Below are 16,641 nucleotides of genomic sequence, written 5' to 3' on the forward strand. Positions count from 1 at the left end.
GAAGGAAGAGGAGAAAATCATGGCAGAGGTCCTGGTCCTGGCCGAGCTGAACCCGGCCGGCGGCGGCGTCCGCAAGACCACCCTGGAGGCCCTCACCGCGGCCCGCGCGCTCGGTGAGCCCTCGGCCGTCGTCCTCGGCGCCCCCGGCACCGCGGCCGGCGTGCGCGACCAGCTCGCCGAGTACGGCGCGGCCACCGTCTACGTGGCCGAGTCGGCCGACATCGACGACTACCTCGTGGCCCCCAAGGCCGAGGTGCTGGCCCAGCTGGTGGGCGAGAAGTCGCCGGCCGCCGTCGTCATCCCCTCCTCCCCGGAGGGCAAGGAGATCGCCGCGCGCCTGGCCGTCAAGACCGGCAGCGGCTTCCTGACCGACGTCACCGAGATCGCCGCCGACGGCACCGCGGCCCAGGCCGCGTTCGCCGGGGCGACGATCGTCCACTCGAAGGTCACCACCGGCACCCCGATCTACACGCTGCGCGGCAACTCGGTCACCCCCGAGCCGGCTCCGGCCGCCGGCGCCGAGCAGCCCGTGTCGGTGTCGATCAGCGACGCGGCCAAGCAGGTCCGGGTCGTCGAGCGCGTCGTCGAGCAGAAGAGCAACCGCCCCGAGCTCACCGAGGCCTCGATCGTCGTCTCCGGTGGTCGCGGTGTGGCCAGCGCCGAGAACTTCTCGATCATCGAGGCCCTGGCCGACTCGCTGGGCGGCGCCGTCGGCGCCTCCCGCGCCGCGGTGGACTCCGGCTTCTACCCGCACAGCTTCCAGGTGGGGCAGACCGGCAAGACCGTCTCGCCGCAGCTGTACGTGGCCGTCGGCATCTCGGGTGCGATCCAGCACCGCGCCGGCATGCAGACCTCGAAGACCATCGTGGCCATCAACAAGGACCCCGAGGCCCCGATCTTCGAGCTGGCCGACTTCGGTGTCATCGGCGACCTGAACACGGTCGTGCCGCAGGCCACCGAGCAGATCAACGCCCGCAAGTGAAGGACCCCGTCCTCCTCATGCCTCGCTCCGCTCGGCGTGAGCCTCTGGACGGGGCCGGCCGCGCGGACTGAACCCGCAAGGCTTGAACAACCGGTCGAGCGCCGATCCCTCCGGGGGTCGGCGCTCGACTCGTGTCGGGGGACGGGAAGCAGCCGGGGGCGCGCGTGGTTGGCCACGGCGTGGAGACCGGAGCGCCCCCGACGCTGTTCGACCGGGTGCACCGGCTGACCACCGCCGGGCTGCTGATGCTGGTCACCTTCGTCGCCTTCGAGGCGATGGCGGTGGCGACCGCGATGCCGACCGCGGTGCGGGAGCTCGACGGGCTCGCCTGGTACGCGTGGCCGTTCAGCGCCTTCCTCGTCGCCTCCGTCGTCGGGATGGTGCTCGGCGGTGACCTGGGTGACCGCCGCGGGTCCCGGGTCGCGCTGCTGACCGGTGTGGCGGTCTTCGCGGCGGGGCTGCTCGCCGCCGGCGTCTCGGGGCACATGGCGGTGTTCGTCGCGGCGCGGGCGCTGCAGGGCGTCGGCGGGGGCGTCATCGCCGTCTCGCTGTACGTGGTGGCCGGTCAGGCGTTCGCCCCCGGCCTGCGGCCCCGGCTGTTCGGCGCGTTCGCCGCGGCCTGGGTGCTGCCGGCGCTGATCGGCCCGGTCGTCGCCGGGCTGCTCACCACCCACCTCACCTGGCGGCTGGTCTTCCTCGGGCTGCTGCCGCTCATCCTCCTCGGCCTCGGGCTGGTGCTGCCCGCAGTCCGCGCGCTGCCCCGGCCGGCCGCGGCCGCCGCCCCCGCGTCCGCCCGCCGCTGGTGGGCGCTGCTGGCCGGCGTGGGCATCGGGGCGCTGCAGTACGCCGGGCAGCGCCTGGACCTCCTGGCGGCCGGGCTGGCCGTCGCCGGGCTGCTGGCCCTGGTCGTCGGCCTCCGCCCGCTGCTGCCCGCGGGCACCGCCGTCGCCCGACCGGGGCTGCCCGCGGTGGTCGCCGGGCGCGGCCTGCTGGCCGGCGCCTTCTTCGGCATGGACGCCCTGCTCCCGCTGGCCCTCACCGAGCTGCACGGGTACTCCGCCACCGCCGCGGGGATCCCGCTCACCGCCGGCGCCCTGGGCTGGGCCACCGCCTCGCAGCTGCAGGGGCGCAACGCGCACTGGTCGCGGGTGCGCCTGCTGCGGCTCGGGTTCGTGGTCCTGACCGCAGGGCTGCTGGCCACCGCGGCCATCGCCGTCCCGGGTATCGGCGGCTGGCCGGCGTACGCGAGCTGGGCGGTGGCGGGGCTCGGCATGGGGCTGGGCATGCCCAGCCTCAGCGTCCTGCTGCTGGACCGCTCGTCCGACGCCACCCGCGGCGCGGACTCCGCGGCCTTCCAGATCGCCGACGTCACCGGAGCCGCGCTCTGCGTCGGCGTGGTCGGGGTCCTCGTCGCCGTTGCGGTCACCGGGGCGCTGACGCTGCCGCTGGCGGTCGTGGCCGGGGTGGTCGTGCTGTCGGCCGTCGCGGTCACCGGCGCGGTGCTCGCCCCGCGTGCGGGTGGTTCCCCGACGGCGACAGCGGCTGCGGCCGTTCCCGCGACTACCCTGAGCGCGTCATGACGTACTCCGAGCCGGTCTACCTCGACCACGCGGCGACCACGCCGATGCTGCCCGAGGTGCTCGCCGCGATGACCGAGCAGCTCGGCCGCGTGGGCAACGCCTCGTCGCTGCACGCGAGCGGCAGGGCCGCGCGCCGCGCCGCCGAGCAGGCCCGCGAGCGGCTGGCCGAGGCGCTGGGTGCCCGGCCCTCGGAGGTGCTGTTCACCGGCGGTGGCACGGAGAGCGACAACCTCGCGATCAAGGGACTGTTCTGGGCCCGGCGCGAGGCCGACTCCCGCCGTCGCCGGATCGTGGTCAGCCCGGCCGAGCACCACGCCGTCCTGGACAGCGTCGAGTGGCTGGCCAAGCACGAGGGCGCCGAGGTCACCTGGCTGCCGGTCGAGCCGACGGGCCGGGTCACCCCGCAGGCGCTCGCCGAGGCGCTCGGTGATGGCAGCGACGTCGCGGTCGCCAGCGTCATGTGGGCCAACAACGAGATCGGCACCGTCAGCGACGTCGCCGCGCTCGCGGCCACCGCGCACGACGTCGGCGTCCCCTTCCACACCGACGCGGTGCAGGCCGTCGGGCAGGTGCTGGTCGACTTCGGCGCCAGCGGCGTCGACGCGCTCACGATGACCGGGCACAAGCTGGGCGGGCCCATGGGCGCCGGCGCCCTCCTGCTGCGCCGCGACGCCGAGTGCACGCCGCTGCTGCACGGAGGAGGCCAGGAGCGCGACGTCCGCTCCGGCACCCTCGACGTCGCCGCCATCGTCGGGCTGGCGGTGGCCGCGCACACGGCGGTGCAGGGCCGCGTCGAGCGGGCCGCGGACCTGGCCCGGCTGCGCGACCGGCTGGTGGCCGGCGTCGCCGCGCAGGTGCCCGACGCGCAGCTCAACGGTGCCCCGCTCGACGACGTGGTGCGCTCCGGCCCCGGCAGGTTGCCCGGCAACGCCCACCTGTCGTTCCCCGGCGCCGAGGGCGACGCGCTCCTCATGCTGCTGGACGCCCGCGGCATCGAGTGCTCGACCGGGTCGGCGTGCAGCGCCGGGGTGGCCCGTCCGAGCCACGTCCTGCTGGCCGTGGGCGCCGACCCCGACCGGGCGCGCAGCTCGCTGCGGTTCAGCCTCGGGCACACCAGCACCGACGACGACGTCGACGCCCTGCTCGAGGTGATCGCCCCGGTGGTCGAGCGCGCCCGGCGGGCCGGGACGGGGCGCCGGTGAGGGTGCTCGCCGCGATGAGCGGGGGAGTGGACTCCGCCGTCGCCGCGGCGCTCGCCGTCGATGCCGGCCACGACGTCACCGGGGTGCACCTCGCGCTCTCCCCGGACCGGCAGACGCTGCGCAGCGGGGCGCGGGGGTGCTGCAGCGTCGAGGACTCCCACGACGCGCGGCGGGTCGCCGACGAGCTCGGCATCCCGTTCTACGTCTGGGACATGGCCGAGCGGTTCACCGAGGACGTGGTCGAGGACTTCGTGGCCGAGTACGCCGCCGGTCGCACGCCGAACCCCTGCCTGCGCTGCAACGAGAAGATCAAGTTCTCCGCCGTCCTGGACCGGGCGCGGGCGCTCGGTTTCGACGCCGTCGTCACCGGCCACCACGCGCGGCTGGCCGACGGCGAGCTGCGGCGGTCGGTCGACGCCGCGAAGGACCAGTCCTACGTGCTCGGGGTGCTGACCGCGGAGCAGCTGGCCGCGGCGATGTTCCCGCTGGGGGGCATGACGAAGGACCGCGTGCGGGAGATCGCGGCGGAGCGGGGCTTCGCCGTCGCCACCAAGGCGGACTCGCACGACATCTGCTTCATCCCGGACGGCGACACCCGCGGCTTCCTCGCCCGCCGGCTGGGCAGCCGCCCCGGCCCCGTCGTCGACGCCGCCACCGGCGCGACCGTCGGCGAGCACGACGGCACCTACGGCTTCACCGTCGGCCAGCGGCGCGGCCTCGGGGTGAGCGCCGGTGACTCGCGCCCCCGCTACGTGCTCGGGATCGAGCCGGTCACCCGGACGGTGACCATCGGCACCGCCGACCTCGCCGGCGTGGAACTGGTCGTCACCGGCGCTCCGACGTGGACCGGGGAGCCGCCGGTGCCGCCGTTCCGGGCGGAGGTGCAGCTGCGCGCGCACGGCACGCCCGTGCCCTGCACGGTGACCGCCGACGAGACCGGCGGGCTGCGGATCCTGCTCGACGCCGAGCAGCGCGGGGTGGCCGCCGGGCAGTCGGCGGTGCTCTACGAACCCGACGCCGAACGTGGTGACCGGGTCCTGGGACAGGCCGCGATCCGAACCGCCGGTGAACGAGGAGGGACGGTTCGTCACGGGGCCTTGGCATGAGCCGGGCCGCCCGCTAGCTTTCACGCGAACCGTCTCCCCGAGCGCGAGCGCGCAGCTCGACTCCGTGCACCGAACCCGCAGGCCGTCCCTCCCGGCGGTCTGGTCCCGCACGCCCTTCTGGAGGACCTCCCGTGCGCAGAACGCGCCTCTCCCTGACCGCCACCCTGGCGGCGTCGGCCGTGGTGGTGGGCCTGCCGGCCGTGGCCTCGGCCGCCCCCGTTCCGGACCGCTACGCCGACGTCCCGGTCCAGCTCCTCGCGATCAACGACTTCCACGGCCGGATCTCCGAGACCACGGGCAGCGACGCGACGCTGGTCACCGGTGAGGGCCCCGGCCCCGACGGCGTCGCCGGCACCGCCGACGACGGCACCGTCCTGGTCGGCGGCGCCGCGAGCCTGGCGAGCACCGTCGAGGAGACCCGGGCCGCGTTCGTGCAGTCCGGCGGGAACGCCGACTCGTCGCTCTTCGTCAGCACCGGCGACCTGATCGGCGCCTCGCCGTTCGACTCCAGCGTCTTCCAGGACGAGCCGACGATCGAGGTCTTCAACGCCCTGGGTCTGGACGTCTCGGTCGTGGGCAACCACGAGTTCGACCGCGGCACCGACGAGCTGCGCCGCATCTCGGCGGCCACCGACGGCACGTTCACCGACGACGTCGAGGCCTGCGAGGGCGTCGAGGTCGGGGTGACCGGTTGCTTCGAGGACAGCACCGGGAACGCGTTCCGCGGCGCCGACTTCCCCTACCTGGCGGCCAACGTCTACGCCAAGGGCACGGACCAGCCGATCCTGCCCCCGTACCAGGTCTTCGACGTGGCCGGCGGCAAGAAGATCGCCCTCATCGGTGTGGTCACCGACACCACCCCGACCATCGTCTCCCCGACCGGCATCGCCGACGTCGACTTCGGCGACGAGGCCGAGGCGGTCAACCGCTGGGTCCCCGAGCTGCGGGAGCAGGGCATCGAGGCCATCGGCGTGCTCCTGCACGAGGGCGGGGAGAACACCGGCGAGGACGCGGCCGACTTCAACGGCTGCGACGAGCTGACCGGCCCGGTCGTCGACATCAACGACCGGGTCTCCCCGGCCGTCGACCTGATCGTCAGCTCGCACAGCCACGCGAGCTACTCCTGCCTGGTGGCCGACCCCGCCGGCCAGCCGCGGCTGATCACCCAGGCCGGCTCCTACGGCCGCCTGGTCAGCGACATCCGGCTGACGCTGGACGGCCGCACCGGTGACGTGCAGCGAGGGTGCGACTACCGGGCGGCGAACGTCCCGGTGCTGCGCGACAACCCGGACGCCGAGATCGCGGGGATCGTGGAGTACTGGGACGAGCGGTCCGCCGAGGCGGGTGACCGCGTCGTCGGCACCGCCAGCGAGGACATCCGCCGCGCCGGCACCTGGACCACCGACCCGACGACGGGGCAGCAGGTGTTCCGCCCCGTCCGGGACGGCGAGTCCAGCCTGGGCAACCTGGTGGCGCAGATGCAGCTGGAGGCGCTGCAGGTCGACCCCGCCTACGGCGACCCCGTGCTGGCGTTCATGAACCCCGGTGGCCTCCGCGCCGACATCGAGGTCGGCGAGGTCACCTACGCCGAGCTGTTCACCGTGCAGCCGTTCGGGAACACGGTCAACGCGATCACCCTGACCGGCGCTGACATCCGCGCGGTGCTGGAGCAGCAGTTCCAGTCCGACCAGCCGCGTGCGAGCACCCTGCGGCTGGGCACCTCGGAGGGCTTCTCCTACCGCTTCGACACCGCCAACCCCTACGGGCAGCGGGTCGACCCGGCGTCGATCACCCTGGACCCCGACGGCTCGGGCCCGCTGCCGGCCGAGGTCGTCGACCCCGCGGCCAGCTACCGGGTGGCGGCGAACTCCTTCCTGATCGCCGGCGGCGACTCCTTCACCGCCTTCACCAACGGGACGGATCCCGCCACCGGTCCGGTCGACGTCGAGACCGCCGTCGCCTACTTCGAGGCGGCGTCCGGCCCGGTCGCCCCGCCGGCGGCCGACCACGGCCAGCCGGGCAGCTTCCCCCTCCCGCCGGTGGCCACCGGTCTCAGCGGCACCGACGCCCCGGCGCAGCCGCCGGCGGTCGCCGACGGCACCAGCGCCGTGGCCGGCCCGTGCGACGCCACGGCCACCCTCTCCACGGCCACCCCGGACCTCGGCGACGTGATCTCGGTGACCGTGGCGGACTTCGGCCCCCGCGAGAAGGTGACCGCGGTGCTGTCCGACGGGCGCCGCCTGGCCGAGGGCCGGACCGATGCGCAGGGCACCGCCACGATGCGCTTCCCGGTGCCCAAGCGGGCTCCGGCCGGCGAGTACACGGTGACGGTGACCGGCACCTCGGGTGAGTGGGCGACGACCACCTTCACGCTCGGCTGAGCCGCCGCGCCGACCGAGCACGCTGACCGGAGGCCGGTTCCCGCACCGCGGGGGCCGGCCTCCGGCGTCACCGACGGAGCCACCGGCGACCTGTGCGTTCCCGGGTGGCAGGTCCGCCGGGGGCGTGATCATCTTGGTGGTCCTGCCCGGCTCGACGAGGAGGTCCTGTGCTCCTGTCCCACCGCGTCGGAGCGCCGGCCGTCGCGCTCTCGCTGCTGCTCCTGACCGCCTGCCGGAGCACGGTCGCGCCGACGGCGGACGGCAAGCCCGCCGCGACGGAGAGGACCGCCACCCCGGTCACCGAGACCACGGTGCAGGTGCTCGCCCTCAACGACTTCCACGGCAGGCTGGACGTGCCGGCGGGCGTGGACGGTCTCCTCGACACCGGTGAGCCGGGGCCCGGGGCCGACGGGGTCCCGGACACGCCCGACGACGGCCCCTGGCCCGTCGGCGGGGCCGCGTACCTGGCCGCGACGCTCGCCGACCGGCGGGCGGACTTCGGCGGCGCCGAGCAGGACTCCCTCACCCTGGCCGCGGGTGACCTGGTGGGCGCTTCGACGCTCGCCTCCACGCTGTACCAGGACGAACCGGCCATCGAGGTCCTCGACGCCCTGGGTCTGGACTTCGCCGCGGTCGGCAACCACGAGTTCGACCGCGGCAAGGAGGAGCTGTTCCGGCTGTCCGGTGCGACCGACGGGCAGTTCTCCGACGACATCGGCGCCTGCGACGGCGTGGCGCGGCGGACGGAGGGCTGCTTCCGCGACAGCACCGGCGAGGAGTTCTCCGGCTCGGGGTTCGGCTACCTCGCCGCCAACGTCCGGGACACCGACACCGGCGAGCCGGCGCTCCCCCCGTACGCGGTGGTGCGCACCAGCGGAGGCACGCAGGTCGGGATCATCGGGGTCGTCACCCGCGAGACCCTCGACTACGTCCCCGGTTCGGCGCTCGCGGGGCTGACGATCGAGCCCCCGGCCGCAGGGGCGAACCGGTACGCCGCCGAGCTGCAGGAGCGCGGGGTGGAGGCGATCGTCCTGCTGGCGCACGAGGGTGGCGGCCAGCCGCCGGGCACGACGCCGGACACCTGCGTCGGGGAGCTCGCGGGCACCCCGGCGGGTGCGCTGAACGCCGAGGTGTCACCCGCTGTCGACGTGATCATCGGCGGGCACACGCACGCGCCGTACACCTGCTCGCTGGCCGACCCCGACGGCGCTCCGCGGCCGGTGACGCAGGCGGCCACCTACGGGCGGACGGTCACCGACCTGCGGCTGGTCGTCCGCGCCGACGGCGACGTGGACCGGGAGCGCACGACCGCCACGGCCGTGCCGGTCCTGCGCACCGCCGCGGACGCGGAGGTGGAGCGGATCGTCGGGCACTGGGTGGCCCGTGCCGAGCCCGAGGGCGACCGGGTGGTGGGCGAGGTGGCCGGTGACGTCCCGGCCGGGCCGGCGCCGGAGTCGCCCATGGGCGTGCTGGTGGCGGATGCGTTCCTCGCCGCCGTGCAGGACGAGCGGCACGGCCGTCCCGTCCTCGCCTTCACGACCGTGCCCATGCTGCGGGCCGGCCTGCTCCGGGACGACGGCGACCCGCCGGGCGCCGACGGCGTCGTGACCTACCGGGACGCATTCCGCGCCCTGCCGTTCGGGTTCCGCGTCGAGACCCTCACCGTCTCCGGTGCGGCGATCCGGGAGGCGCTGGAACACCAGTTCACCCACGCGGACGTCCTCGTGCTGAGCACCTCCAGCAGCCTGACCTACCGCTACGACCCGGCCCGGCCGCTGGGCGACCGCGTGGACCCCTGCTCCCTGGAGATCGACGGCGCGCGCGTCGAGCCGGAGGGGCGTTACCGGGTGGCTATGACGAGCTACCTGCGCGAGGGGGGCGAGGGGTACACCTCCTTCGCCGAGGGCGACGACGTCGTGCGCGGGCCCTCGGACCGCCGGGCCCTGGTGGCGTACCTCGGGTCGCGCTCCCCGGTGGGTCCGCCGGCGCTGGGGCTCGCCGTCCCGACCGACCAGCGGCTGGCCTGCTGAACCGGTGCTCCGGGCGACGGGCTACCGTCGCCGCCGTGGTCTCCCCGCTCGACCCCGCCCATCCCGCCCCGGGGGCTGCCGACGGCGCCCAGCCGGCCGGTCCGCCCTGGGGCCCCGCCACCGGTGTGGGATCCCTGCCGGGCAGCGACCCGGCCGAGGCGGCGCGCACGGTGGTGGGGGAGCTGCCGGGGTTCGCCCACCTCCCCGAGCTGCCCGGCCGGGGCCCCGGGGCCGACATGCTCGGGCGCACCGCGGCGCTGCTGGTCGGCCTCGCGGTCGACCTCACCCCCTCGGGCTGGCGGCTGGTGCCGCGGCCCGGGATGGACCAGCAGCGGGCCGAGGAGTTCCTCGCCCGGGACCTCGACGCGCTGCACGACGTGGCCGAGGACTGGACGGGGCCGTTCAAGGTGCAGGCCACCGGGCCGTGGACCCTCGCCGCAGGGCTGGAGCGCACCCGGGGGGACCGGGCGGTGGTCGATCCCGGGGCGCGGCGCGATCTGGGTCAGTCGCTGGCCGAGGGGCTCTCCGCGCACGTGGCGGCCGTGCAGAACCGGCTCCCCGGCGCGCGGATCGTGGTCCAGCTCGACGAGCCGTCGGTTCCCGCGGTGCTCCAGGGCGGGCTGCCGACGATCAGCGGTTTCGGGAAGCTGCCGGCGGTCGCCGCCGACGTCGTCGAGCAGGAGCTGGCCGCCGTCCTGCGGGCGCTGCCCGGCCCCGTGGTGGTGCACTGCTGCGCGCCGCGCATGCCGCTCACCCTGTTCCGTGCAGCCGGCGCGGCCGGACTCTCGTTCGACCTGGGCCTGGTCCAGGACCTCGACGCGGTGGGTGAGGCGGTCGACGCCGGGGTGCACCTGCTGCCGGGCGTCGTGCCGGGCACCGACACCGCACTGCCGGCTCCGAAGGCGACGGCGTCGCGGGTGCAGGCCTGGTGGAGCGAGCTGGGGTTCGCCGCCGAACGGCTGCCCGGGGCGGTGACGCTCACCCCCGCCTGTGGACTCGCGGGGGCGACGCCGTCCTACGCCCGCGCCGCGATGCGCCAGGTGCGCGAGGCCGCGAAGTACCTGCTGCCCGGGTAGCGCGAGGGACCTGCCGCCGGGAGCACCGCGCCACGAGCGGGTGAGCCCCGGTTGACCGTCGTACCCGCCGGATACCGTTCGCCCGTGAGCACCGACGCCGACCTCGTCGAACCGTCCGTCACCCCGGTGGCCGACCGGGAGGACCTCACCGAGGTCCCCGACGACGTCCGCACGCGCCACCGCGACCTCTCCGAGGAGCTGGACCGGTACGCCTTCGCGTACTACGTGCGCGACGAGCCGCTGATCAGCGACGGCCAGTACGACGAGCTGATGGCCGAGCTGAAGGCGATCGAGTCCGCGCACCCGGCCCTGGTCACCCCGGACTCGCCCAGCCAGAAGGTCAACGGTGGCTTCACCGCGACCTTCGCCCCCGTGCAGCACCTGGAGCGCATGCAGAGCCTGGACAACGCCTTCAGCAGCGACGAGCTGTCGGCCTGGGCGGCGCGCGCCGAGCGGGAGGGCGCGGCGGAGGCCAGCTACCTGTGCGAGCTGAAGGTCGACGGGGTGGCCGTCGACCTGGTCTACGAGCGGGGCCGCCTGGTCCGGGCCGCCACCCGGGGCGACGGGGTGACCGGCGAGGACGTCACCGCCAACGTGCGCACGATGGACGACGTCCCCCAGCAGCTCACCGGCGACGACGTCCCGGAGTTGCTGGAGGTCCGCGGCGAGATCTACTTCCCCGTCGCCGCGTTCGCCGACGTGAACGCCGCCATGGTGGAGCAGGGCAAGCCGCCGTTCGCCAACCCGCGCAACGCCGCGGCCGGCTCGCTGCGGCAGAAGGACCCGAAGGTCACCGCGTCCCGCCCGCTGCGGATGGTCGTCCACGGGCTGGGCGCCCGCACGGGCTTCGAGCCGGAGCGGCAGTCGGCGGCCTACGAGGGCCTGCGGGCGCTGGGGCTGCCGGTGAGCGACCGCTTCGAGGTCGTCCCCGATCTCGAGGGCGTGTGGGCCTACATCGAGCGCTACCGCGAGCAGCGCCACGCGGTGGAGCACGAGATCGACGGTGTCGTGGTGAAGGTGGACCAGGTCGCGCTGCAGCGTCGGCTGGGGTCGACCTCCCGGGCGCCGCGGTGGGCGATCGCGTTCAAGTACCCGCCGGAGGAGGCGACGACGAAGCTCCTGGACATCCGGGTCAACGTCGGGCGCACCGGCCGGGTGACGCCGTTCGCCTTCATGGAGCCGGTGAAGGTGGCCGGGTCGACGGTGCAGCTGGCCACCCTGCACAACGCCAGCGAGGTGAAGCGCAAGGGCGTGCTGATCGGCGACACGGTCGTCATCCGCAAGGCCGGTGACGTGATCCCCGAGGTGCTGGGCCCGGTCGTCGCGGCCCGGACCGGCGACGAGCGCGAGTTCGTCATGCCGACCCACTGCCCCGAGTGCGGCACGGAGCTGCGGCCGGAGAAGGAGGGGGACGCCGACATCCGCTGCCCCAACGCCCGGTCCTGCCCGGCGCAGCTGCGGGAACGGGTCTTCCACGTGGCGGGGCGTGGCGCCTTCGACATCGAGAACCTCGGCTACGAGGCTGCGGTCGCACTGCTGCAGAGCCGGCTGCTCACCGACGAGGGCGATCTGTTCTTCCTCGACGAGGAGCAGCTGCAGCGCTCACCGTTCTTCACGCGGAAGAACGGCACCCTGTCGGCCAACGGCGCCAAGCTGCTGACCAACCTGCAGGCCCGCAAGGACGTGCCGCTGTGGCGGGTGCTCGTCGCGCTGTCGATCCGGCACGTGGGGCCGACCGCCGCGCAGGCGCTGGCTCGCGACTTCCGGTCGATGGACCGCATCATCGCCGCCACGGAGGATGAGCTGGCCGCCGCGGACGGCGTGGGTCCGACGATCGCGAGGTCGGTGCGCGACTGGTTCGCCGTCGACTGGCACCGCGACGTCGTGGAGAAGTGGCGGCAGGCCGGGGTGCGCATGGCCGACGCGGCCGAGGACGCACCCCCGGGACCGCTGACCGGCGTCACCGTGGTCGTCACCGGGTCGCTGCGCGACTTCAGCCGCGACCAGGCGATCGCGGCGATCCAGGAGCGGGGCGGCAAGGTGACCGGTTCGGTGTCGAAGAAGACCGGCTTCGTCGTCGTGGGCGCCGACCCGGGCAGCAAGTACGACAAGGCGGTGCAGGTGAAGGCACCGATCCTGGACGACGACGGCTTCCGGGTGCTGCTGGAGCAGGGGCCGGACGCCGCCCGCGAGGTCGCGACGATCGGCGACGGCAGCGAGTAGCCCCGCGGCCGGGTGCGCCAACGATCACCTGGGTCAGTAGGGCGGGGGAGTCGTGCTCGCCACCATGCCGGTCGGTGTGGTGACGGTGAGCGTGCCGTCGGGCGCGAGGTCGTAGGCCCAGCCGGGCGCCTGGTGCTTGCCCCGGTGGTGGCGGGTGCAGAAGCCGGTGAGGTTCTCCGCACTCGTCGGCCCCTCGGGGTAGGGGCGGTCGTGGTCGAGCTCCCCGCCCAGCGGGACGCGCCGGCGGCAGCTCGGGAAGCGGCAGCGGCGGTCGCGGGCGCGGATGTACCGGTCGAGCGCGGCCCCGGGTCGATACCCGTCGGTCGGGCCGGGCGGGTCGAGCCCCGGACGGCCGGTGAGGTCGTGCGTGCACCGGGTCGGCGCGCGGCGGCAGGCGGCGTCGCCGCAGTGGGCCAGGCGGCGGAGTTCGCGGCTGTCGGTGAGCGCGAGCAGCGCGCCGGTGAGTTCGTCGACCACCGCGATCCGCGGTCGGTCGACCAGCGTCCCGCCGCTGCTCGCATCGAGCAGCGCGGCGAGGGCTGCCCGGCGGGACTCCCCGGCGTCGGCGCAGGCGTCGAGATCGCTCGGCGCACGAGTGACCCGGCCGGCGGCGCTGCGCAGCCACGCGCTCTCGTCCTGGCGGTCGGCGCGCTGGGCGTCGGCCACCATCCTCCGGGCGCGACCGATCGCCCGGTCCAGGCCGAGCAGGGCGTCTGCGGCGGCCTGCAGCGACCCGTGCGCGTTGGCCCAGTGAGAGGAGCTGTCGCCGTCGTCTGTCCCTGGTTCCACCTCGGTGCCGGACCCGGGGTCGGGTTCCGGGTCAGGGCCGGGGCCGTGTTGCGGTTCCAGCCCGGGATCGGGGGATCCTTCCGCTTCGGGGTCCGGCGCCGGCTCGGAGAACGCCCCGGCTGCTTCGAGCCAGGCCTCGAAGCGGGCCTCCTCGGCCCACCGCCGGAGGAGCTCGTCCTCCGGGGTGTAGTCCGCGCCGCCCCATTCGCCCCGGAGAGCGCGGGCCTCGACCTCCGCCCACCACCGCTCGCCGGCCTCCCGCCACTCCGTGGCCCGGGTGTGCAGCGGCCAGGCATCGGTGGGGCAGACGTCGTCGGGCGAGGAGTCGGTGCCGTGGGCGTCCTCCGGCCGGCTGTCGGCCCGGCCATCTCCTGTCGGCGAGTGGCCGTCCGCGGCCGTCGTGGCGCCCTCCTCGCAGGGATCCGGCGCCGGCCCGGGCAGCAGGCCCAGGGCGCGGGCGAGCGCGCGGACGACCTCGGCCGGTACGGGTTCACCGCCGATCTCACCCGGCTGGTCGCCGCCGAGCAGGGTTCGCACCCCCGCGACCACGGTCAGCTGCGCCTGCACGGCGGGCAGTTCGTTCTGCTCCGGCCGGAGCACCAGGTCGAGCAGGCAGTCGGCCATCTTCTGGCCGCGCGTCCTGCGGTCGTCCGGGTCGTCCAGATTGTCGGCGTAGCGCCCCAGCGCATCCAGCAGCGCCTGCGCTTCGGGCACCGTGAGCAGCGCGCCGAGGACCGCCATGCCCTCGCGGCGATCGGGCCGGACGGAGACGCCTCGCTCGCGGAGGGCCGCAGCCAGCCGGGCGGCTTCGTCGCGTGCGTCACGGGCCAGGCCGAGCCGGCGCGCCTTGGCGCCGAGCTGCGCAGGTGTGGTCACCCGGCCGGACATCCACCGGAGCAGCTCCCGTTCGACGGCGGCCCGCTTCGCCGCGTCGGCGATCGGCGCCACCCGCTCGAGCATCGGCCAGAGGTGTCCCGGGTGGAGATCTCCGCGTTCCAGTGCGGCCAGCGTTCCCGGGAGACGGTGCACCAGCGTCAGCGATCGCGTCAGCAGCTGCTCGGCCGCTGGGTGGAGATCGACAGGGCCACCACCAGCTCCTGCGCTGCCCACTCGCTGACGTCGGCCAGCACCTCCGGCCGGGCGGCGCGGCGCTCCTCGCTCATGGCCCCCGGCTGGCCCGCCGGGCGATCGGCCGAGGCGGGACGGGTGGCGGCGAACTCGGCGACCGCCCGGGCGCGCAGCGCGGTCTGCCGGGCGATCTCCCAGTCCGCCGCCTGCACAGCACCCAGCGGACCGGTGGCCCAGCCGGCGGCGGGCGCCGAGGCAGCGGAGGCGCCCGATGCCGGACGACCCGACGCGGACGGAGGGAGCGCCGTCCTTGACGTCGTCCCGGTCATGTCTTCGATCATATGTTCGAAGGAACGTCGGTGCAAGCGAAGCACGAAGAAGGCGCAGGTCAGGGGCTCAGCGACCAGGCCTCGAGGCGTCCGGAAGGGGGTTGACCGACCTGCTGCGGCTGCCTAGGTTCCTGCTCGGCTGATGCGGCCGGCCGCTCGCGCCCCCGGGGGTGTGGTGAACGCATCGTGACTTCACTGACCTGTCCACCGGTCCACCACGGCGAACCAGTCAGCAACGCGAGCACTGGCGTGCATCGACGGGTTCGCCGATCGGAGGATCCATGTCGGACGCCGAGTCGAGGCGCGATCCGGACAGCCGGTCCGCCAAGCAGATGGCCAGGCGGCTCCGCGCCGCGCTGCGCGAGCGGCAGGGGCTCGAGCTGACGCACGGCCAGTGCCTGGAGCTGGTGGCGCGCCAGTTGGGCGCGGCGGACTGGAACACCCTCAACGCCAGGCTCGCGCCGTCCCCGGTGCGGGTGCCGTGGGGTGGGTCGGGCACCACCATCCCGGTGTTGCGAATCTTCTCCGTCGACGTCGCGTTGCAGTTCTACGTCGACTTCCTCGGGTTCCGCCTGGATTTCGGGGGCCCGTCGGGCGGAGAGGGGACGCCCTTCTACGGGCAGGTCACCCAGGCGTCCACCACGTTGCACCTGACCGAGGTCGCCTACACGCCCGGCGCCGGAGCCACGGTGCTGGTCTGGATCGCGGGGTTGGACTCCCTCCGGGAGGAGCTGAACGCCCGCCGGGCGGAGGTGCCGGTATGGGGCCCGGCGGTCTGGGTGCCCGAGATCGAGGAGGCGCCGTGGGGAGCTCGCGTGCTGACCCTTGCCGACCCGTTCGGCAACCATCTCCACCTCAACGAGCCCACCGATGCGGAGGCCCGGCGCTTGCTGCCCGCGTGGGGAGCGGTGGGTTCCTCCGGTTGAGCGGCGAGCGGTCCTGGTGGCGCCCGAGCGGGGTGCCGGCCGCTGGTGGCGGTCGCCGAATGCCGGTCAGGGCGGCGGCAGGTGGGCGACCGTCGTCGCGATCCCGGTGAAGTGGGCCAGGCGGAGGAGCTCCGACCGGCGGAATGCCGGGCCGCCGGAGCGGCCGAGCACGATGGCCCGGCCGGCGCCGTAGGGCACGGCCATCATCTCGATGGCCATCTCCTGCCACCGCTCCGGCAGCCAGGGGTCGTCGCTGGGCAGCAGCCGCGGGCCGCTCAGCGGCAGCCACGGCAAGGTGAGGCCGGGAAAGGCCGGCGCCGCGTCCGAGGCCGCGAGCACCGCGCCCTCGGTCAGCGGGGCCGGTTGCCCCGAGTCGTCGAGGATCACCGCCCAGCCGCTGTGGAAGACCCGCGGCAACGACGCGGTCAGCAGCTCGGTCGGCGGGCGATCGCCGCGGGCGAGCGCATCCAGCAGGTCCAGTTCGCGGTGGGTGTCCAGCGGGCCGGCGAAGGGGCGCAGCGACTCCACCCGCACGCCGTCGACCGCCTGCGCCACCGTGATGAGGCTGTCGGGCAGCCGGTCGCCCGGCAGGTCCACGACGACGTCGTCGACCGCGATCCCGTTGCCCCGCTCGAGCACGTCCACCGAGACGATGTCGATGCCCGCGGTGCCCAGTGCGGTCGCCACCGCACCGAGGATGCCCGGGCGGTCGGGCAGCACCAGGCGCAGGAGATAGGACACGGTTCCTCCGGGTCATGGGCCCCATGGCCCCCTTCCGGGGCCCGCCGCGAGCCTGCGAGCGGTGGGGAGGAGGGGGGCCTCGTTCGATCTCCGTCGATCGCGATCGGGAGGAGCCTCTCACGCTGACCGGCGTCCGGAGGGCCCCACGTAGAGTGGCCCGGTCACGCCCCGGGCCGAGAGCGGGCCGCCGGGCACCGCCGAAGTGGAG

General features: G+C 74.9%; 12 protein-coding genes. 9 read left to right on the forward strand and 3 right to left on the reverse strand.

The features are described 5' to 3' along the window. Positions 1-19: 19 nt before the first annotated feature. The 8 genes from ACI79K_RS10515 to ligA all read left to right on the forward strand — a co-directional run bounded on the left by ACI79K_RS10515 (position 20) and on the right by ligA (position 12,580). Positions 20-982: an electron transfer flavoprotein subunit alpha/FixB family protein gene (locus tag ACI79K_RS10515; protein ID WP_456588878.1), complete on the forward strand. Its 963-nt coding sequence runs from the start codon at positions 20-22 to the stop codon at positions 980-982. Between the two features lie 179 nt (positions 983-1,161). After that, positions 1,162-2,562, forward strand: coding sequence for an MFS transporter (locus ACI79K_RS10520; RefSeq protein WP_456599660.1), 1,401 nt, complete (start codon positions 1,162-1,164; stop codon positions 2,560-2,562). Next, on the forward strand, positions 2,559-3,764 hold the full coding sequence (locus ACI79K_RS10525) for a cysteine desulfurase family protein (RefSeq protein ID WP_456588876.1): 1,206 nt from the start codon (positions 2,559-2,561) through the stop codon (positions 3,762-3,764). Before ACI79K_RS10520 ends, ACI79K_RS10525 begins: the two co-directional genes overlap by 4 nt. 2 nt (positions 3,765-3,766) lie before the next feature. Further along, positions 3,767-4,870 carry a tRNA 2-thiouridine(34) synthase MnmA gene (gene mnmA / locus ACI79K_RS10530; RefSeq protein WP_456599677.1) on the forward strand — a complete coding sequence of 368 codons (1,104 nt, stop codon included), beginning with the start codon at positions 3,767-3,769 and terminating at the stop codon, positions 4,868-4,870. 131 nt (positions 4,871-5,001) lie between these two features. Then, entirely contained in the window at positions 5,002-7,251 is a 2,250-nt protein-coding gene (locus tag ACI79K_RS10535; RefSeq protein WP_456588874.1) for a 5'-nucleotidase C-terminal domain-containing protein, read from the forward strand. A gap of 167 nt (positions 7,252-7,418) precedes the next feature. After that, positions 7,419-9,281, forward strand: a complete 1,863-nt coding sequence (locus ACI79K_RS10540) for a bifunctional metallophosphatase/5'-nucleotidase (protein ID WP_456599661.1) — start codon at positions 7,419-7,421, stop codon at positions 9,279-9,281. Positions 9,282-9,316: 35 nt separating this feature from the next. Beyond that, a complete protein-coding gene (locus ACI79K_RS10545; protein WP_456588872.1) occupies positions 9,317-10,357 on the forward strand; it encodes a methionine synthase in 1,041 nt (346 codons plus the stop codon). Positions 10,358-10,441: 84 nt separating this feature from the next. Further along, complete coding sequence (gene ligA, locus ACI79K_RS10550) at positions 10,442-12,580, forward strand: NAD-dependent DNA ligase LigA (RefSeq protein ID WP_456599662.1); 2,139 nt, start codon at positions 10,442-10,444, stop codon at positions 12,578-12,580. 33 nt (positions 12,581-12,613) lie between these two features. Here ligA and ACI79K_RS10555 read toward each other — a convergent pair whose 3' ends face one another. Both ACI79K_RS10555 and ACI79K_RS10560 read right to left on the reverse strand, forming a co-directional pair. Further along, positions 12,614-14,479, reverse strand: a complete 1,866-nt coding sequence (locus ACI79K_RS10555) for a DUF222 domain-containing protein (RefSeq protein ID WP_456599663.1) — start codon at positions 14,477-14,479, stop codon at positions 12,614-12,616. Next, positions 14,416-14,766 carry a hypothetical protein gene (locus ACI79K_RS10560; protein WP_456599664.1) on the reverse strand — a complete coding sequence of 117 codons (351 nt, stop codon included), beginning with the start codon at positions 14,764-14,766 and terminating at the stop codon, positions 14,416-14,418. Before ACI79K_RS10560 ends, ACI79K_RS10555 begins: the two co-directional genes overlap by 64 nt. Positions 14,767-15,047: 281 nt before the next feature. Here ACI79K_RS10560 and ACI79K_RS10565 point away from each other — a divergent pair, with 281 nt between their 5' ends. Beyond that, a complete protein-coding gene (locus ACI79K_RS10565; protein WP_456599665.1) occupies positions 15,048-15,692 on the forward strand; it encodes a glyoxalase superfamily protein in 645 nt (214 codons plus the stop codon). A gap of 66 nt (positions 15,693-15,758) precedes the next feature. Here the strand turns inward: ACI79K_RS10565 and ACI79K_RS10570 are convergent, their stop codons facing one another. Beyond that, positions 15,759-16,433, reverse strand: coding sequence for an ACT domain-containing protein (locus ACI79K_RS10570; RefSeq protein ID WP_456588868.1), 675 nt, complete (start codon positions 16,431-16,433; stop codon positions 15,759-15,761). Positions 16,434-16,641: the final 208 nt, after the last annotated feature.

The organism is Blastococcus sp. SYSU DS0616 (assembly GCF_054051015.1).

What these genes read in the sequence shown, in the direction of transcription:
- ACI79K_RS10565 (WP_456599665.1), top strand. Translation starts at nt 15,048, where the DNA reads ATGTCGGACGCCGAGTCGAGGCGCGATCCGGACAGCCGGTCCGCCAAG.
- ACI79K_RS10560 (WP_456599664.1), bottom strand. Translation starts at nt 14,766, where the DNA reads ATGACCGGGACGACGTCAAGGACGGCGCTCCCTCCGTCCGCGTCGGGT.
- ACI79K_RS10525 (WP_456588876.1), top strand. Translation starts at nt 2,559, where the DNA reads ATGACGTACTCCGAGCCGGTCTACCTCGACCACGCGGCGACCACGCCG.
- ACI79K_RS10515 (WP_456588878.1), top strand. Translation starts at nt 20, where the DNA reads ATGGCAGAGGTCCTGGTCCTGGCCGAGCTGAACCCGGCCGGCGGCGGC.